This window comes from Inmirania thermothiophila (assembly GCF_003751635.1).
Taxonomy (GTDB): domain Bacteria; phylum Pseudomonadota; class Gammaproteobacteria; order DSM-100275; family DSM-100275; genus Inmirania; species Inmirania thermothiophila.
Genome location: NZ_RJVI01000002.1, coordinates 102,024 through 122,000 on the forward strand (window position 1 = coordinate 102,024; position 19,977 = coordinate 122,000).

Here is a 19,977-nt window from a genome sequence, read left to right on the forward strand (position 1 = left end):
CGATGGCCTGCGCCCTGCTCGTGAGCGCGCCCGCCTCCGGCCAGGGCAAGACCACGGTGGCGGCGGCCCTGGCGCGGCGGCTGCAACGCCGGGGCCGCCGCGTGCGGGCCTTCAAGGCGGGGCCCGACTTCCTGGACGCGGCGCTGCTGGCCGCGGCCACCGGGGCCGCGGTGGAGCAGCTCGACCTCTGGATGGGGGGCGAGGCGGACTGCCGGGCGCGCCTTGCCCGCGCCGCGGCCGGGGCCGACGTCCTCCTGGTGGAGGGGGTGATGGGGCTGCACGACGGGCCGGCCTCGACCGCGGCGCTGGCCGCGCGGCTGGGCCTTCCGGTGCTGCTGGTGATCGACGCCGCCGCCATGGCGGAGACCTTCGGCGCCGTCGCCCTGGGGCTTGCGGCCTACCGGCCGGGCCTCGCGGTGGCGGGGGTCGTCGCCAACCGCGTGGCCGGCCCCGGGCATGCCGAGATGCTGCGGCGGAGCCTCCCCCCGGGGCTCGCCTGGTGGGGGGCGCTGCCCGCGCGCGCGGAGGGCCTGCCGGAGCACGCGCCAGCCCATCAGCGCGGCCTCGGCGCTGCCCGCGCGCGCGGAGGGCCTGCTTCCGGAGCGGCACCTGGGCCTGGTGCTGCCCGGCGAGGTGGCGGACCTGCCGGCCCGTCTCGACGCCCTCGCCGACGCCCTCGGCCTGGAGGGGGCCGCGACGCCGTGGTCGCCGCCGGCGGGGCCGTTGCCGCCCCCGCCGCCGCGGCTGCTCGCGGGTCGGCGCATCGCCGTCGCCCGCGACGCCGCCTTCGCCTTCCTCTACCCGGCCAATCTCGAGCTGCTGCGGGCGATGGGGGCCGAGATCGCCTTCTTCTCGCCGCTGGCCGACGAGGCGGTGCCCGCCGCCGACGCGGTCTGGCTCCCCGGGGGCTATCCGGAGCTGCACCTGGAGCGGCTTGCGGCGGCGGCGCGGACGCGGGCGTGGCTCGAGGCCCACTGCCGGGCGGACCGGGCGCTGCTCGCCGAGTGCGGCGGGCTCCTCTACCTGCTCGACGTCCTCGCCCACGACGGGCGGGCACGCCCCATGGCGGGCATCCTCCCGGGGCGGGCCGAGGTGGGCGGGCAGGTCGCCTTCATCGGCTATCAGGAGGTGGACCTCGGGGCGGGGCCCCTGCGCGGGCACAGCTTCCACCACGCCCGCGCCGAGGTCGCGCTCGCGCCGGCGGCGGTGGCCCGCGACCCGGCGGGGCGGGCGGGCGAGTCCGTCTACCGCAGCGGCGCGCTCACCGCGAGCTTCGTCCACTTCTACTTCCCGTCCAACCCGGCCGCGGCGGCGGCCCTCTTCGGGGCCGCGGCGCCATGATGCGGGCCGCGGCCGTCCTCTGGCTCGTCCTCGCCGCACTGCCCGCGGCGGCGGTCACGGCCACCGACGACCGCGGGGTGACCGTGCGCCTCGCGGCGCCGGCGCGACGCATCGTGAGCCTCGCCCCCCATGCCACGGAGCTCCTCTTCGCCGCCGGGGCGGGAGGGCGCATCGTGGGCGCGGTGGAGTGGAGCGACTACCCGCCCGAGGCGCGCGCCATCCCCCGCGTCGGCGGCTACCGGGCGCTGGATCTCGAGCGCATCGTGGCCCTGCATCCGGATCTGGTGGTGGGCTGGGCGAGCGGCAACGGCGCGGCGCTGACGCGGCTGGAGGCGGCGGGGCTCGCCGTCTTCGCCACCGAGCCGCGGCGGCTGGAGGACATCGCCGCCGCCATCGAGGCCCTGGGGCGGCTGGCGGGGACCGAGGAGCGCGCGGGCGAGGCGGCGGCGCGCTTCCGGGCGCGGCTGGCCGCCCTGCGCGCGCGCTGGTCGGGACGCCGGCCGGTGCGCGTCTTCTACCAGGTCTGGGACCGGCCGCTCATCACCGTCGGCGGGCCCCAGATCATCAGCCGCCTGATCGAGCTCTGCGGCGGGCGCAACGTCTTCGCGCAGCTCGCCGAGCTCGCGCCGACGGTGACCGTCGAGGCGGTGATCGCCGCCGACCCCGACGCCATCGTCTTCGGCCTGCGCGAGGGCCGCGAGGGCTGGGCCGCCTTCTGGCGCCGCTTCCCCTTCCTGCGCGCGGTGGGGCGGGGCCACCTCATCGGCCTCGACGCCGATCTCCTGCAGAGGCCGACGCCGCGCCTGCTCGACGGCGCCGAGCGGCTGTGCCGGGCCCTGGAGGCGGTGCGCAGCGCGGAGGGCGGGCCGTGAGGCGGGGCGTGCTCATGATCCAGGGCACCACCTCGGATGCGGGCAAGAGCACGCTGGTGGCGGGCCTCGGGCGGGCGCTCGCCCGGCGCGGGGTGCGCGTGGCCCCCTTCAAGCCACAGAACATGGCCCTCAACGCCGCCGTGACCGCCGACGGCGGCGAGATCGGCCGCGCCCAGGCGGTGCAGGCGCGCGCCTGCGGGCTGGCGCCGGAGCGGGACATGAACCCGGTGCTGCTCAAGCCCGAGAGCGACCGCGGGGCGCAGGTGGTCCTGTGCGGGCGGGCCATCGGCACCTTCGACGCGCGCGCCTACCACGCCCTGAAGCCGCGCCTGCGGGAGGCGGTGGTGGCGGCCTTCGAGCGGCTCGCGGCGCGCTTCGAGGCGGTGCTGGTGGAGGGCGCCGGCAGCCCCGCCGAGGTCAACCTGCGCGAGGGCGACATCGCCAACATGGGCTTCGCCGAGGCGGTGGACTGCCCGGTGGCGGTGGTGGCGGACATCGACCGCGGCGGTGTCTTCGCCCACCTCGTGGGCACCCTGGAGCTGCTCGCGCCGCGTGAGCGCGCGCAGGTGCGCGGCTTCGTCATCAACCGCTTCCGCGGCGATCCGGCGCTGCTCGCGCCGGGTCTCGAGTGGCTCGAGGGGCGCACCGGACGGCCCGTGCTCGGGGTGCTGCCGTACCTGCACGGCCTCGTGCTGGAGGCGGAGGACGCCGTGGAGGCGGTGCAGGCGGCGCCCGGGACACGGGCGTGCGAAGCACGCGGCTGCGGGAGCGGGCGCAAGCCGCCGTCGTGGGGAGGCGGATACGCGGCAGGCGGGACGTGCTGTGCCGCGTGGACGGTCGGGGCGGCGCAGAGGCAGGCGGCGCCGGCGCAGGACGTGCTGCGCGTGGTGGTGGCGGCGCTGCCCCGCATCAGCAACCACACCGATTTCGATCCCCTGCGGCTGCACCCGCGGGTGGACCTGCGCTTCGCCCGCGATCCGGCGCCTGCGGACCTCATCGTGCTCCCGGGGAGCAAGGCCGTGCGCGCCGATCTCGACTGGCTGCGCCGGCGCGGCTGGGAGGCGGCGATCCTGCGTCACCTGCGCTACGGGGGGCGGGTGCTGGGGATCTGCGGCGGCTTCCAGATGCTGGGGCGGGCGGTGCACGACCCCGAGGGCGTCGAGGGCGGGGCGGGTTCCACGGCGGTGCTCGGGCTGCTGGCGGTGGAGACGGTGCTGCGGCCGCAGAAGCGGCTGGCGCAGGTGGCCGGCCGGCTCGTCTTCGCCGCCGCACCGGTGCGCGGCTACGAGATCCACGCCGGGGTGAGCGAGGGGCCGGGGCTCGCGCGGCCGGTGGCGGAGCTCGCCGACGGGCCGGACGGTGCGGTGTCCGAGGACGGGCAGGTGATGGGCACCTACGTCCACGGCCTCTTCGACGAGCCCGCCGCCTGCGAGGCGCTGCTCGCCTGGGCGGGGCTGGAGGCGCCGGGGGCGGCGCCGGACATGGAGGCCGCGCGCGAGGCGGCGCTCGAGCGGCTCGCCGACGCCGTCGAGGCCCATCTGGACATGGAGGCGGTGCTGGCCCTGCTGGAGGGGCGTCGCCCCGTGCGCGGGCGGAGACGACGGCGGGAGGTGCCCCGATGCGGGAGCTGATCCTCGGAGGCGTGCGCTCGGGCAAGAGCCGGCACGCCGAGGCGCAGGCGGCGGCCTCGGGGCTGGAGGTGGTCTGCGTGGCCACGGCCCGGGCGCTGGACGAGGAGATGCGGGCGCGCATCGCCGCGCATCGGGCGCGGCGGCCGGCGCACTGGCGCACGGTGGAGGCGCCGCTCGCCCTGGCCCAGGCGCTCGCGCGCGAGGCGGCGCCGGGGCGGTGCCTCATCGTCGACTGCCTGACCCTGTGGCTCACCAACCTCTTCGTGGAGACGGAGGCGGAGCGCCGCGGGGCTGAGGTGGCGGCCCTGCTGGAGGTGCTGCCGCGGCTTCCCGGCCGCCTCGTCCTCGTGGCCAACGAGACCTCCATGGGGGTGATCCCGGAGGGGACGCTGGCGCGGCGGTTTCTCGACGAGGCGGGCCGGCTGCACCAGGAGGTGGCGGCGCGCTGCGAGCGCGTCACGTTGATGGTGGCGGGCCTGCCGCTGCTGCTCAAGGGAGGCGGATCATGAGCACCACGGCATGGACGAGGGAGCCGGTACGCCGGCCCGACGCCGCGGCGGGGGAGGCGGCGCGGCTGCGCCAGCAGCGGCTGACCAAGCCGCCCGGGTCGCTGGGACGGCTCGAGACGCTGGCGGTGCGGCTGGCGGCCCTGCAGGGACGGGCGCGGCCGCGCCTCGATCGGGTGCGAATCGTGGTCTTCGCCGCCGACCACGGCGTCGCCGAGGAGGGGGTGAGCGCCTTCCCCCAGGCGGTCACGGTGGAGATGATCCGCAACTTCGCCCGCGGGGGCGCGGCCATCAGCGTGCTCGCGCGCACCCTCGGGGCGAGCCTGGAGGTGGTGGACGTGGGCGCCGCCGCCGATCCGGGGCCGCTGCCGGGCGTGGTCGCGGCGCGGCAGGGCGCCGGCACGGCCAACTTCACCCGCGCCCCGGCGATGACACCCGGGCAGCTCGCCGGCGCGCTCGGCGCCGGGCGCGAGGCGGTGGCCCGGGCGCGGGAGGCCGGCTGCGACCTCTTCGTCGCCGGCGAGATGGGCATCGCCAACACCACCGTCGCCGCGGCCCTGACGGCGGCCCTGCTGGATCTGGCGCCCGACGCCGTGGCGGGCCGGGGCACCGGGGTGGACGACGCGGGGCTTGCGCGCAAGGTGGATGCGATCCGGCGGGCGCTGGCCCTGCACCGGGCGGCCGCGGGCGACCCCATGGAGGCGCTGCGCCGCCTCGGCGGCTTCGAGATCGCCGCCATCGCCGGCGCCTACATCGCCTGCGCCCAGGCGGGGATCCCGGCGGTGGTGGACGGCTTCATCGCCGGCGCGGCGGCGCTCGCGGCGGTGCGCGTCCGGCCCGAGGTCCGGCCGTGGCTGCTCTTCGGCCACCGCTCCGCCGAGGGCGGTCATGCCCGCCTGCTGGCGGCGCTCGGGGCCGAGCCGGTGCTCGACCTCGGCATGCGTCTCGGCGAGGGCACGGGGGCGGCGGCGTCGGTGGCGGTGCTGCGCCTCGCCTGCGCCCTCCACGACGGCATGGCCACCTTCGAGGAGGCCGGCGTCAGCGGGGGCCCGGCGTGATGGAGGTGGATCTCCTGCGCCACGGCGCCTGCGAGGGCGGCCCCATCCTGCGCGGCGGCGGCCGGGACGATCCCCTGAGCCCGGAGGTCTGGCGGCAGATGGAGGCGGCGCTGCGCGGTGCGGGGCCGTGGCGGCGGATCCTCACCTCGCCGCTGCGGCGGTGCAGCGAGTTCGCGTGGCGGCTGGCCCGGCGGACCGGGACGCGCCTGGAGACGGTGGCGGAGCTCGCCGAGATGGGGTTCGGCCGCTGGGAGGGGCGCACGACCCGGGAGCTTGCCGACGAGCCCGGCTACCTGCAGCGCCTCGTGGATCCGGCGGCCGCCACGCCCCCCGAGGGCGAGTCCTGGGAGGCCTTCCGCGCCCGGGTGTGTGCGGGCTGGGAGGCGGTCCTTGCCGGCACCGGTCCGGTGCTGGTGGTGACCCACGGCGGCGTGATCCGCCTCATCCTGGGCCTGGTGCTGGGCATGCCGGACGAGGCGCTGCTGCGCATCGAGGTCCCGCCGGCATGCCGCACCCGCCTGCGCTGCGGCGTGGACGAGGCGGGGCGGCGCTGGGCGAGCCTGATTGCCCATGTGCCGCCGGAGCTCGGCGGATGAGCCGGATCTCCACGCCGGCCTCGAGCTTGCGCCATGCGCGGTCGGCGGTGGGCACGGCCAGCCCCTCGTCCAGGGCCGGCGCCAGGCAGGCACGGTCGGGGAGGGACAAGCCGTATGGTCGGGTGCGCCCGCGGAGCCTGGCAGCCATCTCCGCGTGATGGACCGGGAACGGTCGAAAGAGGACCCCTGCCTCGGCGAGCTCCTCGGTGAGCCCGTCGGTGTGGACACCCTTCTGGATGGCCCGGGCGAGTACCTCCGACCAGTTGACGGTGGACACCCGCGCCCCTGGAAGTGCTGCGGCCACTTGCCCGTCACCCGGCTCCCGGTGCAGGAGGGCCAGCAGCGCCGAGGCGTCGAGGACCACGCTCATCACGATCTCCGCAGCGCCTCCTCTTCGCGCCGGGCGTCCTGTCGTCGCTCGCTGATCAGCTCGTCGACGAGGCTGACCTCCGGCGGGATGTGCCGGAATCGTGCCTGCATCCGCTCGATGAGGGCCTCGCGAGTCTCCAGTACCAGACGGTCTCCCTCCACGCGGGCGATCAGGCGATCTCGAGGCTTTGACTTCAGGGCGGCACGCAGCTCGGCCGGGATCACCACCCGCCCCTGCTTGCCGATGCGGACCTCGTGGCTGGCCGTGGCCATGCCGACCTCCTTCTGGCAGCCCTGACAGGATCGTGGCACATGATGATCCGGATGTCGTTCGCGAGCGGCTGGGGACGATGCTGAGGCCGTTGCGGATCGCGCTGGGGCTGCTGACCCGCTGGCCGGTACCGGCGGTGCCGCGGCCGACGGGGCCTGAGCACGGCGCCTCGCTGGCGTGGTATGGGGTGGCGGGCGTGGCCGTGGGCGCGCCGGTGGCCCTGGTGGCCTGGGGCGCCGCGGCCTCGGGGGCGGGCGCGGGGCTTGCGGCGGCCGTGGCCCTGGCGGTGTGGGTCCTCGTGACCGGTGCGCTGCATCTCGACGGGCTTGCGGACACCGCCGACGCCTGGGTGGGCGGGCTCGGCGATCGCGCGCGCACGCTGGCCATCCTCAAGGATCCGGCGAGCGGTCCCGCCGGCGTCACCGCCATCGTGCTCGTGCTGCTGCTCGCGCACCAGGGGCTTGCGGCCCTCGTCGCCCAGGGGCGATGGGTGGTGCCGCCGGTGGCGGCGGTGGCCGCGCGCGCCCTCGCGGCGGTGCTGCTGGCGTGGACGCCCTACGTGCGGCCCGGGGGCATGGCCGAGGCCGCGGTGCGCCACGCGCCACGCCGGGCCTGCCTCGCCGGCGCCGGGGTGGCGCTGGGGGCGAGCGTGGCGCTGGGCGGTGTGCCGGCGCTCGCCGCCTGGGCCGGCGCGGGCGGGGCGGTCCTCGGGGTCCGCGGCTGGGCCCTGCGCCGTCTCGGGGGGCTCACCGGCGACGTCGTGGGGGCGGCGATCCAGCTCGCCGAGGCGGCGGCCCTTGTGGCCGCGGTGGCGGGCGCATAGGCTGGTGGAATGGGCGCGGTGCGCGGCAGGGGCGGCGTGATGCAGGGGCTGATGGCGTGGGTGGCGCGGCGCTGGGAGGAGGCGGTGCTGCCGGCGCTTGCGCAGTACGTGCGCATCCCGGCGCGGTCGCCGGCGTTCGATCCGGACTGGGCCGGGCACGGCCATCTGGAGGCGGCGGTGGCCCATGCCGCGGCCTGGTGCCGGGCCCAGCCGGTGCGGGGCATGACGGTGGGGGTGTCGCGCCTTGCGGGGCGCACGCCGCTGCTCTGGGTCGAGGTGGCGGGCACCGGGCCCGGCGAGGTGCTGCTCTACGGGCATCTGGACAAGCAGCCCGAGATGACCGGCTGGCGCGAGGGCCTCGGCCCGTGGACGCCGGTGGTGGAGGGCGAGCGGCTCTACGGGCGCGGCGCCGCCGACGACGGCTACGCCCTCTTCGCCGCGCTCACCGCCCTCGCCGCGCTCCAGGCCCAGGGGCGCCCGCACCCGCGCTGCCTGATCCTCGCCGAGTGCTCCGAGGAGAGCGGCTCGCCCGATCTCGCCGCCCATGTGGAGGCGCTCGCCGGCCGCATCGGCTCCCCCGAGCTCGTGGTCTGCCTCGACTCCGGCTGCGGTGACTGGGCGCGGCTGTGGCTCACCACCTCCCTGCGCGGCCTGGTGGCGGGGACGCTGCGGGTGGCGGTGGCGGGCGAGGGCGTCCACTCGGGGGATGCCGGCGGCGTCGTGCCCTCCAGCTTCCGCATCGCGCGGCTGCTGCTGGAACGGATCGAGGAGGGGGCGAGCGGGCGGCTGCGCCTGCCCGCGCTGGCGGTGGAGGTGCCGCCGGCGAGGCGGGTGCAGGCGGAGGCCGCCGGGGCCGTCCTCGGCGAGACGCTGTGGCGGCGCTTCCCGCTGCTTGCGGGGGTGCGGCCCGGGGCGGAGGATCCGGCGGAGCTGGTGCTGCGGCGGACCTGGGGCGCGGCGCTGGAGGTGACGGGCGCGGCGGGGCTGCCGGCGGTCGCGGCGGCGGGCAACGTGCTGCGCCCGGAGACGGTGCTGAGGCTCTCGATCCGGCTGCCGCCCACGGCGGATCCGGGCCGCGCGGCGGAGGCGGTGCGCACGGCCCTGGAGGCCGATCCGCCCCACGGCGCGCACGTGCGCTTCGAGCCCGACACCGTGGCTGCGGGGTGGGACGCGCCGCCGTTGCCGCCGTGGCTGGAGCGGGCCCTCGACGAGGCCTCGCGCGGGCTCTTCGGCGCCCCCATGATGCAGATGGGCGAGGGGGGCAGCATCCCCTTCATGGCGATGCTCGCCGAGCGCTTCCCCGAGGCCGCCTTCGTCGTCACCGGCGTCCTGGGTCCCGGCGCCAACGCCCACGGCCCCAACGAGTTCCTGCATCTGCCGACGGCGAGGCGGCTCACCGCCGCCCTGGCCGAGGTCCTGGCCCGCCGGGCGGCAGCCTGAGCGTTGAAGGGGCGGGGGTCCGCCCCCATCTTGGTCGCGGTGCAACGAGCGGGGCGGATCCATGAACCGCGAGCAGCAGTTCAACCTCGGCTACCTGCTGGTGGCCCTCCTGGGCATCCTCATGCTGCAGCACCTGTGGGTGCAGGCCACCCAGGTGGAGACCATCCCCTACAGCCGCTTCGAGCAGCTGCTCGAGGAGGGGCGGGTCGATCACATCGTCATCGGCAGCAACTACATCACCGGCGACATCGTCCGCCCGGACGGCAGCGTGGAGCGGCGCTTCGTCACCACCCGTGTCGATCCCGCCATCGCGCGCACGCTCTCCGAGCACGGCGTGCAGTTCACCGGCGCGGTGGAGGACACCTTCTTCCGCGACCTGCTCTCGTGGGTGGTGCCGGCGCTGGTCTTCTTCGGCCTGTGGCTCTTCGTCTTCCGCCGCATCGCCGAGAAGCAGGGCCTCGGCTCGGGCTTCCTCTCCATCGGCAAGAGCAAGGCGAAGGTCTACGTGGAGGCCGACACCGGGGTGAAGTTCGACGACGTGGCCGGGGTCGACGAGGCCAAGGAGGAGCTGCGCGAGATCGTCGCCTTCCTCAAGGACCCCAAGGGCTACGGGCGCCTCGGGGCGCGCATCCCGAAGGGGGTGCTGCTGGTGGGGCCGCCGGGCACGGGCAAGACCCTGCTCGCCAAGGCGGTGGCGGGCGAGGCCGGTGTGCCCTTCTTCTCCATCAGCGGCTCGGAGTTCGTGGAGATGTTCGTGGGGGTGGGGGCCGCGCGCGTGCGCGACCTCTTCGAGCAGGCGCGCGGTCGCGCCCCGGCCATCATCTTCATCGACGAGCTCGACGCCCTCGGGCGGGCGCGCGGGCTCGGGCCCGTGGGCGGGCACGACGAGCGCGAGCAGACGCTGAACCAGCTCCTGGTGGAGATGGACGGCTTCGATCCCAGCGAGGGGCTGGTGATCCTCGCCGCCACCAACCGGCCGGAGATCCTGGACCCGGCGCTGCTGCGCGCCGGGCGCTTCGACCGCCAGGTGCTGGTGGACCGCCCGGACCGGCGCGGCCGCGAGGCCATCCTCCGTGTCCACATGAAGAAGGTGAAGCTCGCCGAGGACGTGGATGCGGCCAAGGTGGCCGAGCTCACCCCGGGCTTCAGCGGGGCCGATCTCGCCAACCTCGTCAACGAGGCGGCGCTGCTCGCCACCCGGCGCGGCGCCGAGGCGGTCACCATGGACGACTTCACCCGCGCCGTCGAGCGCATCGTCGCCGGCCTGGAGAAGAAGAACCGCGTCCTCAACCCGAGGGAGCGCGAGGTGGTGGCCTACCACGAGATGGGGCATGCGCTGGTGGCCATGGCGCTGCCGGGGACCGATCCCGTGCACAAGGTCTCCATCATCCCGCGCGGCATCGGCGCCCTGGGCTACACCATCCAGCGGCCCACCGAGGACCGCTTCCTCATGACCCGCGAGGAGCTGGAGAACAAGATGGCGGTGCTGCTCGGGGGGCGGGCGGCCGAGCATCTCGTCTTCGGCCACCTCTCCACCGGCGCCGCCGACGACCTCGCCAAGGCGACGGAGATCGCGCGCAGCATGGTGACGCGCTACGGCATGGACGAGCGGCTCGGCTTCGTCGCCTACGACGAGACCCGGCCGGGCTTTCTCGGCATCGCCCAGCAGCCGGGGGAGCGCCACTACAGCGAGGAGACCGCGCGCGAGATCGACCGCGCCGTGCGCGCGCTGGTGCAGGGCGCCTTCGAGCGCGCCCGCGCCATCCTCGAGGAGCGCCGCGGGCAGCTCGAGGAGGGGGCGCGGCTCCTCCTCGCCCGCGAGACCCTGGGCGAGGCGGATCTGAAGCGGCTGATGGAGAAGGCGGCCGCCTGAAGGGCCCGGCGCCGGCGCGCCTCAGCGGCCCCGCTCCGGGAACAGCAGCGGCCAGGCGCGCTCGGAGCCTGCGAGCAGGCTCAGGCCGTGGGGCGACGGGCGCCCGCAGGGCCGCGCACCCAGGGCCCGCCCGAGCCCGGCCGCCGCCGGCGCGAAGTAGACCACCACCTCGCAGTGGAGCCGTCCCTCCGACTCGTGGCGGTAGAAGACGGCCGTCGCGTCGTCGGGATCCCGGGCCGCGGCGAGGTGCTCCCGGGCGCGCCGCGCCACCTCGGCGAGGCGGTCGTCGGCCAGCAGGGCGTCGCCGAGGCGGATGCAGAGCCAGCCGCTCACGGTCCGCTGCGCCGGCCCAAGCCGGGATGCGCCCTCATGCCCCGCCCTCCTCGGCGGTGCCGCCCAGGAGGCGGTCCAGGGCGCGGTCGAGGAGCGGGGCCTCCTCGATGATGCGGGCGGTGCCGCGGCGCAGCTCTGCGGCGAGGCCCTTCGCCGTGCGCTCGGTGAGCGTGCAGCCCATGCGGTTGGTGAAGAGGTAGACGCCCGTGAGCGGGCTCTTCCAGGAGAGCTTGCCGCGGACGCGGGTCCCCGCAGGCTCGGTGAACTCCACCCAGGTGCCCACCTCGATCCCGGCGGCGAGGGCGTCGAAGGCATCCTCCGGCTCGGGCTCCGCCTCCTCCTCGCCGAGGGTGATCTCCTCCTCCACCACGAGGTCGCCGAAGGGGTCCACGTCGGACGCCCCGGAGTCCGCGTCCTCGTCCACCGGGGTGAGGGTGGGGACGTCGTCCTCCGCCGCCTCGGCGTCCTCGGGCGGGGCGGTCGGTGCCGCCCCGGCATCGGCGGCGGGCGCATCGTCCTGCAGCGCACCGGCGACGGCGGCGCGGTGGCAGCGGGCGAGCTCGGCGAGGAAGGCCCGCTGTGCCTCCTCGGGCATGGCCAGGCGCTCGCAGCCTGCGGTGACCGCGCGCAGCAGCGCGGGGAGCGCGGCCACCAGGCGGCTTCGCTCCTCGCGCGAGGTCTTCGGCCGCACGCTCCAGGCGAGGGTGCGGGCGGTGTGGACGGCGTCGCGCCAGGCGCCGCTGCCCTCGCCGTCCTGGCGGTGGACCAGCACCAGCAGCTCGCGCCAGCGCTCGCGCAGGAAGGCCTCCACCGGCGCCGGCACGCCCCCCTCGGCCAGCGTGCGCTCGATCTCGTCGTCGGCCGCCATCTGCGCCAGCGCCAGCCGCTCCGTGCCCTGCATGGCCTTGGCCGAGCGCCGCTCGGCCTCCTCGGCCTTGAGCTCCTCGTAGCCCAGGAAGGCGGTCAGCTCCCGCTCCAGCCGCTCGAAGACGGCGGGGTCGTCCTCGAACTCCTGCAGCAGCCGCTCGACGATGGACTCGACGCGATGGTAGAGGGTGCCCTCGCCGCGGCCCTCGTCCTCGCTCCAGCGCAGGGCGGCGCGGGCGAGGCCGTTGAGGAGCCGGCGCGCCGGGTGGCTGCGGCGCGAGAAGAAACCCTTGTCCAGGAGCGCCACCTTGAGGATCGGGATCTGCAGCCGCCCGATCAGCGCCTTCATGGGCTCGGGGATGGCCTCGTCGTCGAGGATCTGGTCGAAGAGCATGGCCACGATGTCGACCACGAGCCGGTCCACCCCGCCAAGGGCCGCCATCTGCGGGGTCCCCCCGACGAGGCGCACGACGTTGACGGCGCCCGGATCCTCCACCTCGTCGCCGGCGAGCTCCGCCACCCGGGCCGGGTCGTGCTGCCAGGCGGTGAGCGCGGCGAGGACCCCGGGGGCGATGCCCGCCGCCGGCGCGGGCGCCGCCTCGAGGCCGTGGGCGGCGGCGATGCGCCGGATGAGGGCGAGGGCGTCGCCCTCCGCGGCCTCGTCGCCGCGGTAGGTGCGGGCGTAGACGCCCTCGCCGGCGGGCGGCGTCGCCGTCGGCTCGCCGGCGGCCTGCGGCGACGCCGGCCGGCGCGGTGCGGCGGGATGGACGCGGATGCGCGGGCGCACCTCGGGCAGCACACCGGCGTCGGCGAGCTGGCGATTGACGCGCCCGAGGTAGTCGCCGAGGCCGTTGACCACGTGCTGGTCGAAGAGCTTGAGCACCACCAGGACGATGCGGGTGTCGGTCTCGAGCACGGCGCAGGCCTTGGCGAAGCTGCGGCAGACCGCCTCGGGGCCGAAGGGGTTGGCGTCGCCGTCGAGCTCGCCTCGTCCGAGGAGGAGGGCGAGGCGCTGCTCGAGCTCGTAGAGGGTCTGGCGGTGGAGGTTGCGCGCCTTGGCCACCATGTTGCCCACCGCCACCGAGACCTCCAGCTCACGCTCGTCCACCAGCGACAGCTCCAGGGTGCTCGCCTCGGGGTCGGCGGGCGGGCGCGCGAGCGGGCTCGGCTCGCCGCGGCGCAGGGCGTTGTAGTTGGCCTCGAAGTGCTCGCGGAAGGCCTCGGCGAGCGCCTGCCGGCGCAGCCGCGTCTCGCGCATGGCGTCGAAGTACAGGCTCTGGGCGGCGTTGCTCTCGGCCCGCTCGGCGAGCCGGAAGAGGGTGTCGTCGAGGCGGTCGAGGGTCGCCGCCACGGCCTCGTCCAGGTACCGCCGCGCCGAGTCCAGCACGGTGCGCAGCAGCCGGTTCGCCTCCGGTGCGGAGATGCCGGCGGGACCCCGGCGCACCGGTCCCAGCGGGACCACCTTGTCGCGCACGCTTTCGCTGCTCATCTTCGTGCCCTCCGCCAGCCCTCGAGACCTGCTATGAGTTGTCAATACAGGTAGCATCATGATGTCATCCGGTTCGTGACCGAGCTCGCAGTCTGGTGCGGGGAGGAGGCTATCGTGGGGGAGCTGATGGACGGGGCGGACGTCATCACGGGCGAGGAGCGCGGGCGCGCCATCGCCGAGCTGCTGAGCGAGGCGCGGGATCTCGCCTCGCCGCCGGAGGTCTGCGTGCGGCTGTTCGAGCTCATGCGCTCGGAGACCGCCGGCGCGAAGGAGATCGGCGAGGTCATCGCGCTGGATCCGAATCTCACCGCACGGCTGCTGGAGCTGGTCAACAGCGCCTACTTCGGCATGGCGCGCCGGGTGGACACGGTCTCGCGCGCGGTGACCATCGTCGGCCTGCGCGAGCTGCACCAGCTGGTGCTGGCGGTGCAGGCGGTGAGCGTCTTCTCCAACATCCCCATCACCCTGGTGGACATGCGCACCTTCTGGCGCCACAGCGTCGCCACCGCGCTGCTCGCCAAGGAGCTGGCGCGCCGCGCCGGCGTGCTGCATCCGGAGCGGCTCTTCGTCGCCGGACTCCTGCACGATCTCGGCAGCCTCGTCCTCTACCGCGAGCGGCCCGAGGTGATGCGCGAGCTGCTCATCGCCGCCGACGGGGACGAGGCGGTGATGGAGCGGCTCGAGGAGGAGCGGCTGGGCTTCGGCCACGCCGAGCTGGGCGGAGCGCTCCTCGCCTGCTGGAATCTGCCCCCCGAGCTCTGCCGCGCCGTGACCCACCATCACCGGCCGCTGGAGGCCCCGGGCCCGGGGCTCGAGCCCGCCATCGTCCACCTCGCCGACGGCTACGCCAACACCCGCACCGACGCCCCCTTCTGCAGCGACGCCGACCTCAACGCCCTCTTCGATCCGCGGGTGGCCGAGCGCATCGGGCTCGGCGCGGACGACGTCGACGCCGCCATCGGGGCGGCGCTGCCGGAGGTGGAGCAGACCCAGCGCATCCTCGCCATCGGCTGATCACCCCCGGGGGCGGGCGAGGGCGTGCGGCGTGGCCGCGGCGGGGCGAGGGGCATGAGGCTCGTCTGCCACGGCGCGGCGCGGGGCGTGACCGGCTCGTGCCATCTGCTGGAGGCGGGCGGGCGGCGCGTCCTCGTCGACTGCGGCCTCTTCCAGGGCGGGGACGGGATCGAGGAGGCCAACCGCCGCCCGTTCGGGTTCGATCCGGCGACGGTGGACGCGCTCCTCCTCACCCACGCCCACCTGGATCACTGCGGCCGCCTGCCGCTGCTGGTGCGCGAGGGCTTCCGCGGCGAGGTCATCGCCACCGCGGCGACCCGCGATCTGGCGCGGCTGGTGCTGCTGGACGCGGCCCACCTGCAGGAGGCCGAGGCCGCCTGGCGCGCGCGCAAGGCGGCGCGCCGGGGGCGGCGGCCACCGCCCGGCCCCCTCTACGGGCTCCTGGACGTCCTGGAGGCGATGGACCGCTTCGGGCGCATCGCCCGCTACGGCGAGCCGCTGGAGGTGCTGCCGGGGTTGCGCGCCACCTTCCACGACGCCGGCCACATCCTGGGCTCGGCCTTCCTGGTGCTGGAGCACGGCGGCCGCCGGGTGGCCTTCTCCGGGGACCTGGGAAGCCCCGGCCATCCGGTGCTTCGCGACCCGGAGCCGGCCCCGGCGGTGGACGCGGTGGTGATGGAGTCCACCTACGGCGACCGCCGCCACCGGCCGCTGGCGGACTCGGTGGCCGAGCTCGTGGAGGTGGTGGATCGCACCCTGCGCGGCGGCGGCAACGTGGTGGTGCCGAGCTTCGCCCTGGAGCGCGCCCAGGAGCTGCTCTACTTCCTGCGCGAGGCGGTGGAGGACGGGCGGCTGCCGGCGGCGATGCCGGTCTTCCTCGACTCGCCCATGGCCATCGCCGCCACCGAGGTCTTCCGCCGTCACCCCGAGTGCTACGACCGCGAGGCGCGGGCGCTGCTGGAGGCCGGGCGGGACCCGTTCCGGCTGCCGGGGCTTCGCGCCACGCGCGAGACCGCCGACTCCATGGCCATCAACCAGATCCGGGGCGGGGCGGTGATCATCGCCGGCTCCGGGATGTGCACCGGCGGGCGCGTGCTGCACCACCTGCGGCACAACCTGTGGCGGCGCGAGTGCGCGGTGGTGCTGGTGGGCTTCGCCGCCGAGGGCACGCTGGCCCGGCGCCTGGTGGACGGGGCCCGCCGGGTCCGGATCCTGGGCGAGGACATCCCGGTGCGCGCAAGCATCCACACCATCAACGGCTTCTCCGCCCATGCCGATCGCGCGGAGCTGGCGGCCTGGCACGCCGGTGCGCGGGCGCGGCGCACGGTGCTGGTCCACGGCGAGACGCGGGCGATGGAGGCGCTGGCCGCGCGCCTCGGCGGCGGGGTGGTCTGCCCGCGGGAGGGTGAGCCCGTGCCCCTCGCGCTCGCCGATCCGGCGGCGGGCCTCAGAGCAGACGGCGGCCGGCCGGGGTGTCGATGAGCGCCTCGAGGCCGGGCGGGCCGGCCGCCACCTCCAGCGGTGCGGCGGTCAGGCCCAGCGCCTCCAGCACGCGGCGGATGCGGCCGGGATCGGGGTGGCGCAGGCGCAGCCGGTGCAGGCGCAGGCCGTCGTCGGGCAGGCGCGCGGCGGGGTGGACGCCCTCCGGCCAGCGGATCAGCGAGGGCAGGACCCCGCCCGCGGGGAGGGTGCCGTCCGGCGGGAAGGCGATCTCCCAGCGCAGGTCGCCGCGGCGCATGGGGCGCGGCGGCCCCGGCGGCTCGGGGTGTGCGCCGAGGGCTGCTGCGAGGTCGGCGCAGCGGGCCACCCAGGCGCCGAGGCGGGGCGCAGGCGGGGGGCGGTCGAGGCCGAACCAGCGCGGGTGCGGCGGTGCCGGGGCCTGCGGGTCCACCGCGATGACCTCCAGGTAGCACCCCTCGCCGAGGCGCAGGAGGCGGTTGTGGGTGCCCATGTCGGGATGGGCGCCGCCGGGCCGCGGGGCGGCGCCGAGCCTCGCCGCCACCCAGGCGCCGCCGGCGTCGAGGTCGGGGGCGAGGACGACGAGGTGGTCGATGGCGGCGCGCATGGGAGGGAGTGTACCCGAGGCGGGGACCATGGCAGGATGCGACGGCGGTGGCGCCGCCGCAGCGCGGGGCCGCCGCGCGAGGCAGGACGGGGAGGACAGGAGATGAGCAGGCGCAGGATCGGGGTCGGGATGGTCGCGCTCGCTCTGGCGACGGGCGGGGCGGCGACGGCGCAGGCGGGGGAGTGGCGCCTCGGGGTCAAGGCCTCCCGGGTCGACAGCCGCATCGCCGGGGCCGACGACCCCACCAATCTCGCCCTCGTGCTGGGGCGCGAGTGGGGGATCGGGGTCGGGGACCTCGCGCTGGAGCTGGAGGTCTCGCGCACCACCGACAGCGGCCGGGTCGGGGGCGCCGACCTCGACGTGGACAGCGAGGCCGCGTACCTCGCCTTCCGCAGCGCCGGGCCGGTCTACCTCGTCGCCCGTCTCGGCGCCGCCCACGCGGAGCGGACCGGGCGGGCGGACGTCGACGATTCGGCGGCCGGGGTCGGCCTCGGGGTCAGCGCGGGGCTCTTCCGCCTGGAGCTCGAGTACACCGACGTCGGCGACGGGGACGTGCGCTTCCTCAGCTTCGGCGTCTGGTTCTGAGCCCCGCCGCGGGGGGCGGGCCCTCAGTTCTCGCCCACCGCGGCGGCGCGGGCCGGACCGTCGGGGGTCTCCTCGGCGAGGGCCGCCTCCAGCGCCTGGTCGACGTTCTCGACCCAGACGAGCTCCAGCCCCGCGCGGGCGTGCTCCGGGATCTCCTCGTAGTCGCGGCGGTTGCGCGCCGGCAGGACCACGCGCGCGATCCCGGCGGTGTGGGCCGCCAGCACCTTCTCCTTGATCCCACCCACGGGCAGCACCAGGCCGCGCAGCGTGATCTCCCCGGTGACCGCGGTGTCGGGGCGCACGCGCCGGCCCGTGAGCAGCGAGACCAGGGCGAGGAAGATCGCCACCCCGGCGCTGGGGCCGTCCTTGGGGATGGCGCCGGCCGGGACGTGCACGTGCAGGTCGGCGGAGTCGAACACCGCCGGGTCGATGCCGAGGGCCTGCGCCCGCGACTTCACCAGGCTCAGGGCCGCCTGCGCGCTCTCCTTCATCACGTCGCCGAGCTGGCCGGTCAGGATCAGGCCGCCCTTGCCCGGGACCCGGGTGGCCTCGATGAAGAGGAGCTCGCCCCCGGTCGGGGTCCAGGCCAGCCCCGTGGCCACCCCCGGGACGCTGGTGCGCAGCGCCGCCTCGTTCTCGAACCGGGGCGGTCCGAGGATGGGGGCGAGATCTGCGGGGCCGATCTCCACCCGCTCGGCGTCCCCCTCGGCGATGCGCATGGCGGCGTGGCGGCACAGCGCACCGATCTGGCGCTCGAGGCCGCGGCAGCCGGCCTCCCGGGTGTAGCCGCGGATGAGGTCGCGCAGCGCGGCGTCGTCGATGCGGCAGCGCCCGGCGTCGAGGCCGGCGGCCTCGAGCTGGCGGGGGATGAGGTAGCGGCGGGCGATCTCCAGCTTGTCCTCCTCCGTGTAGCCCGGCAGCTCGATCACCTCCATGCGGTCGCGCAGCGGCGGCGGGATCTGGTCGAGGACGTTGGCCGTGCAGATGAAGAGGACGCGGCTCAGATCGAACGGCACGCCGAGGTAGTGGTCCTGGAAGGTGGCGTTCTGCTCCGGGTCCAGCACCTCCAGCAGCGCCGCCGCGGGATCGCCGTGGAAGCCGATGCCCAGCTTGTCCACCTCGTCCAGCATCAGCACCGGGTTGCGGGTGCCGGCCTTGCGGATGGCCTGGATCACCATGCCCGGCATGGCGCCGACGTAGGTGCGGCGGTGGCCGCGGATCTCGGCCTCGTCGTGCACGCCCCCGAGGCTCATGCGCTCGAAGGCCCGGCCGAGGGCGCGGGCGATGCTGCGTCCGAGGGAGGTCTTGCCCACGCCGGGCGGGCCGACGAAGCAGAGGATCGGCGCCTTGCCCTCGGGGTTGAGCTTGCGCACCGCCAGGTACTCGAGGATGCGCCGCTTGACCTTGTCGAGGTCGTGGTGGTCCTCGTCGAGCACGGCGCGGGCGCGCGCGAGGTCGATGGTCTCCTCGCTCTGCCGGGACCAGGGAAGCTCGGTCAGCCACTCGAGCCAGGTGCGCAGCATGGCGTGCTCGGCCGAGGCCTCCGGCGTGCGGCGCAGCCGCCTGAGCTCCCGCCGGGCCTGCTCGAGGACCTCCGCGGGCATGCCCGCCCGCTCGACCGCCTCGGCGAGGCTCTCCAGCTCGCCGTCCTCGTCCTCCTCCTCGCCCAGCTCGCGGCGGATGGTCCTGAGCTGCTCGCGCAGGAAGTACTCGCGCTGGCGCTCGTCGAGCTTCTCCTTGGTCTGCTCCTGGATCCGGCGGGTCAGGCGCAGGACCTCGATGCGGTGGCTCACGTGTTCGAGGACCCGGCGCAGCCGCGGCTTGAGCTCCACCAGCTCCAGGATCTCCTGCTTCTCCGCGGGGGGCAGGTCGAGGTAGCCGGCGGCGAGGTCGGCGAGGGTCCCCGGCCGGTCGATGGCGCGCACGGTCGCGACCAGCTCCGCCGGCGCCTCCGGCAGCAGCTGCAGCGCCTCCAGCACCCGCTCGCGCAGGGTGGCGGCGAGGGCCTCGGTCTCGGCGTCGGCGGTCTCGGGCTCGGCGATGGCGACCCCCCGCGCGGCCAGGAACGGGTGGCCCGGCACCAGCTCGGCGATGCGGAAGCGGGCCTCGGCCTGCACGATCACATGGTGGTTGCCGTCCGGGGTGGTGACGTAGCGCAGCACCCGCGCCTGCACCCCCACCGGGTGGAGGTCGTCGGCGGCGGGCGACTCCACCGCCGGGTCGCGCTGGGCCACCAGCAGGAGCGGACGTTCCCAGTGGACCGCGGCCTGGGCCGCCGCCACCGAGGCCGGACGTCCCACCGTGATGGGCGCCACCATGCCCGGGAAGAGCACGGTGCCGCGCAGCGGCACCAGCGGCAGCACGCCCTCCGGGAGAGCGGGTGCCTGGTTCGTGGCCTCGTCCCTGCGTTCCTGCTCGCTCATGTTCAGGCCCCCTTGCGGAAGCGGATGTAGAGGCAGCCGTCGACGAGCTGATGCCCGTCGAGGGCGAGCCCCGCGGGCAGCTCGATGCGGCGGCGGAAGCGCCCGTGCGGGATCTCCAGGCGGCGGATGAAGCCGCTGCGGGCGTCGGCGGGCAGGCGCCGTTCGCCCTCGATGACGGCGACGCCGGGCTCGTGGCGAAGCCGCACCCGCTCCGCCGGCACCCCGGGGAGCGCGGCCACGATCCAGACCGCCTCGGGCGTCTCGTAGACGTCCACCGGCGGCTCCCACGCCGCGTCCGCGGCAGGCTCGAAGAAGCGCCGGTGCAGCCGCTCGGCGCGCGCCAGCATCGCCAGCGCCTCCTGCCACATCCACGATTCCAGGTCTCGTCCGGTCATCGCTCGACTCCGTCTCCGCACGGCGC

General features: G+C 76.1%; 17 protein-coding genes and 2 pseudogenes. 12 read left to right on the forward strand and 7 right to left on the reverse strand.

Annotated elements, in window-relative coordinates:
- The first annotated feature begins 2 nt into the window (after positions 1-2).
- The 6 genes and pseudogenes from EDC57_RS06135 (at position 3) to EDC57_RS06160 (ending at position 6,004) form a co-directional block, all read left to right on the forward strand.
- A pseudogene (locus EDC57_RS06135) lies at positions 3-1,341 on the forward strand (nucleotide-binding protein).
- Entirely contained in the window at positions 1,338-2,213 is an 876-nt protein-coding gene (locus EDC57_RS06140) for a cobalamin-binding protein (RefSeq protein ID WP_123401028.1), read from the forward strand. Before EDC57_RS06135 ends, EDC57_RS06140 begins: the two are co-directional and overlap by 4 nt.
- 14 nt (positions 2,214-2,227) lie before the next feature.
- The gene (locus EDC57_RS06145; RefSeq protein WP_170165114.1) at positions 2,228-3,844 is read left to right on the forward strand and encodes a cobyric acid synthase; all 1,617 of its coding nucleotides are present in this window, start codon (positions 2,228-2,230) and stop codon (positions 3,842-3,844) included.
- Positions 3,832-4,353 carry a bifunctional adenosylcobinamide kinase/adenosylcobinamide-phosphate guanylyltransferase gene (cobU, locus tag EDC57_RS06150; RefSeq protein ID WP_123401030.1) on the forward strand — a complete coding sequence of 174 codons (522 nt, stop codon included), beginning with the start codon at positions 3,832-3,834 and terminating at the stop codon, positions 4,351-4,353. Before EDC57_RS06145 ends, cobU begins: the two co-directional genes overlap by 13 nt.
- Positions 4,350-5,408, forward strand: coding sequence for a nicotinate-nucleotide--dimethylbenzimidazole phosphoribosyltransferase (gene cobT / locus EDC57_RS06155; RefSeq protein WP_123401031.1), 1,059 nt, complete (start codon positions 4,350-4,352; stop codon positions 5,406-5,408). Before cobU ends, cobT begins: the two co-directional genes overlap by 4 nt.
- Positions 5,408-6,004, forward strand: coding sequence for a histidine phosphatase family protein (locus EDC57_RS06160; protein ID WP_123401032.1), 597 nt, complete (start codon positions 5,408-5,410; stop codon positions 6,002-6,004). Before cobT ends, EDC57_RS06160 begins: the two co-directional genes overlap by 1 nt.
- 34 nt (positions 6,005-6,038) lie before the next feature.
- Here EDC57_RS06160 and EDC57_RS06165 read toward each other — a convergent pair.
- Together EDC57_RS06165 and EDC57_RS06170 are read right to left on the reverse strand one after the other, a co-directional pair.
- A pseudogene (locus EDC57_RS06165) lies at positions 6,039-6,374 on the reverse strand (PIN domain-containing protein); the annotation flags it as partial.
- On the reverse strand, positions 6,374-6,646 hold the full coding sequence (locus EDC57_RS06170; protein ID WP_123401033.1) for an AbrB/MazE/SpoVT family DNA-binding domain-containing protein: 273 nt from the start codon (positions 6,644-6,646) through the stop codon (positions 6,374-6,376). The gene EDC57_RS06170 and the pseudogene EDC57_RS06165, both read right to left, overlap by 1 nt.
- 77 nt (positions 6,647-6,723) lie before the next feature.
- Between EDC57_RS06170 and EDC57_RS06175 the strand changes: the two genes are divergently transcribed.
- The 3 genes from EDC57_RS06175 (at position 6,724) to ftsH (ending at position 10,780) form a co-directional block, all read left to right on the forward strand.
- On the forward strand, positions 6,724-7,467 hold the full coding sequence (locus EDC57_RS06175; RefSeq protein ID WP_245995165.1) for an adenosylcobinamide-GDP ribazoletransferase: 744 nt from the start codon (positions 6,724-6,726) through the stop codon (positions 7,465-7,467).
- A gap of 9 nt (positions 7,468-7,476) precedes the next feature.
- The gene (locus EDC57_RS06180) at positions 7,477-8,907 is read left to right on the forward strand and encodes a M20/M25/M40 family metallo-hydrolase (protein WP_123401034.1); all 1,431 of its coding nucleotides are present in this window, start codon (positions 7,477-7,479) and stop codon (positions 8,905-8,907) included.
- 61 nt (positions 8,908-8,968) lie between these two features.
- Positions 8,969-10,780, forward strand: a complete 1,812-nt coding sequence (ftsH, locus tag EDC57_RS06185; RefSeq protein ID WP_123401035.1) for an ATP-dependent zinc metalloprotease FtsH — start codon at positions 8,969-8,971, stop codon at positions 10,778-10,780.
- A 21-nt stretch (positions 10,781-10,801) separates the two neighbouring features.
- On the opposite strand, the gene EDC57_RS06190 is transcribed toward ftsH, so the two are convergent.
- The gene (locus EDC57_RS06190; protein ID WP_123401036.1) at positions 10,802-11,113 is read right to left on the reverse strand and encodes a hypothetical protein; all 312 of its coding nucleotides are present in this window, start codon (positions 11,111-11,113) and stop codon (positions 10,802-10,804) included.
- Between the two features lie 34 nt (positions 11,114-11,147).
- The gene (locus tag EDC57_RS06195) at positions 11,148-13,469 is read right to left on the reverse strand and encodes a DUF1631 domain-containing protein (RefSeq protein ID WP_170165061.1); all 2,322 of its coding nucleotides are present in this window, start codon (positions 13,467-13,469) and stop codon (positions 11,148-11,150) included.
- Between the two features lie 75 nt (positions 13,470-13,544).
- Between EDC57_RS06195 and EDC57_RS06200 the strand changes: the two genes are divergently transcribed.
- Both EDC57_RS06200 and EDC57_RS06205 read left to right on the forward strand, forming a co-directional pair.
- A complete protein-coding gene (locus EDC57_RS06200; protein ID WP_148051437.1) occupies positions 13,545-14,483 on the forward strand; it encodes an HDOD domain-containing protein in 939 nt (312 codons plus the stop codon).
- A 54-nt stretch (positions 14,484-14,537) separates the two neighbouring features.
- On the forward strand, positions 14,538-15,965 hold the full coding sequence (locus EDC57_RS06205) for an MBL fold metallo-hydrolase (protein WP_123401039.1): 1,428 nt from the start codon (positions 14,538-14,540) through the stop codon (positions 15,963-15,965).
- Here EDC57_RS06205 and EDC57_RS06210 read toward each other — a convergent pair.
- Entirely contained in the window at positions 15,931-16,548 is a 618-nt protein-coding gene (locus EDC57_RS06210; protein ID WP_123401040.1) for a VOC family protein, read from the reverse strand. The genes EDC57_RS06205 and EDC57_RS06210 overlap by 35 nt on opposite strands.
- Before the next feature lie 102 nt (positions 16,549-16,650).
- Between EDC57_RS06210 and EDC57_RS12770 the strand changes: the two genes are divergently transcribed.
- Positions 16,651-17,133, forward strand: a complete 483-nt coding sequence (locus tag EDC57_RS12770; RefSeq protein ID WP_170165062.1) for a hypothetical protein — start codon at positions 16,651-16,653, stop codon at positions 17,131-17,133.
- 23 nt (positions 17,134-17,156) lie between these two features.
- Here the strand turns inward: EDC57_RS12770 and lon are convergent, their stop codons facing one another.
- A complete protein-coding gene (gene lon, locus EDC57_RS06220; protein WP_123401041.1) occupies positions 17,157-19,556 on the reverse strand; it encodes an endopeptidase La in 2,400 nt (799 codons plus the stop codon).
- 2 nt (positions 19,557-19,558) lie between these two features.
- The gene (locus tag EDC57_RS06225) at positions 19,559-19,951 is read right to left on the reverse strand and encodes an Hsp20/alpha crystallin family protein (RefSeq protein ID WP_123401042.1); all 393 of its coding nucleotides are present in this window, start codon (positions 19,949-19,951) and stop codon (positions 19,559-19,561) included.
- Positions 19,952-19,977: the final 26 nt, after the last annotated feature.

What these genes read in the sequence shown, in the direction of transcription:
- EDC57_RS06205 (WP_123401039.1), top strand. Translation starts at nt 14,538, where the DNA reads ATGAGGCTCGTCTGCCACGGCGCGGCGCGGGGCGTGACCGGCTCGTGC.
- EDC57_RS06195 (WP_170165061.1), bottom strand. Translation starts at nt 13,469, where the DNA reads ATGAGCAGCGAAAGCGTGCGCGACAAGGTGGTCCCGCTGGGACCGGTG.
- lon (WP_123401041.1), bottom strand. Translation starts at nt 19,556, where the DNA reads ATGAGCGAGCAGGAACGCAGGGACGAGGCCACGAACCAGGCACCCGCT.
- EDC57_RS06180 (WP_123401034.1), top strand. Translation starts at nt 7,477, where the DNA reads ATGGGCGCGGTGCGCGGCAGGGGCGGCGTGATGCAGGGGCTGATGGCG.
- cobT (WP_123401031.1), top strand. Translation starts at nt 4,350, where the DNA reads ATGAGCACCACGGCATGGACGAGGGAGCCGGTACGCCGGCCCGACGCC.
- EDC57_RS06225 (WP_123401042.1), bottom strand. Translation starts at nt 19,951, where the DNA reads ATGACCGGACGAGACCTGGAATCGTGGATGTGGCAGGAGGCGCTGGCG.
- EDC57_RS06170 (WP_123401033.1), bottom strand. Translation starts at nt 6,646, where the DNA reads ATGGCCACGGCCAGCCACGAGGTCCGCATCGGCAAGCAGGGGCGGGTG.
- EDC57_RS06140 (WP_123401028.1), top strand. Translation starts at nt 1,338, where the DNA reads ATGATGCGGGCCGCGGCCGTCCTCTGGCTCGTCCTCGCCGCACTGCCC.
- EDC57_RS06175 (WP_245995165.1), top strand. Translation starts at nt 6,724, where the DNA reads ATGCTGAGGCCGTTGCGGATCGCGCTGGGGCTGCTGACCCGCTGGCCG.
- EDC57_RS12770 (WP_170165062.1), top strand. Translation starts at nt 16,651, where the DNA reads ATGAGCAGGCGCAGGATCGGGGTCGGGATGGTCGCGCTCGCTCTGGCG.
- ftsH (WP_123401035.1), top strand. Translation starts at nt 8,969, where the DNA reads ATGAACCGCGAGCAGCAGTTCAACCTCGGCTACCTGCTGGTGGCCCTC.
- EDC57_RS06160 (WP_123401032.1), top strand. Translation starts at nt 5,408, where the DNA reads ATGGAGGTGGATCTCCTGCGCCACGGCGCCTGCGAGGGCGGCCCCATC.
- EDC57_RS06145 (WP_170165114.1), top strand. Translation starts at nt 2,228, where the DNA reads ATGATCCAGGGCACCACCTCGGATGCGGGCAAGAGCACGCTGGTGGCG.
- cobU (WP_123401030.1), top strand. Translation starts at nt 3,832, where the DNA reads ATGCGGGAGCTGATCCTCGGAGGCGTGCGCTCGGGCAAGAGCCGGCAC.
- EDC57_RS06210 (WP_123401040.1), bottom strand. Translation starts at nt 16,548, where the DNA reads ATGCGCGCCGCCATCGACCACCTCGTCGTCCTCGCCCCCGACCTCGAC.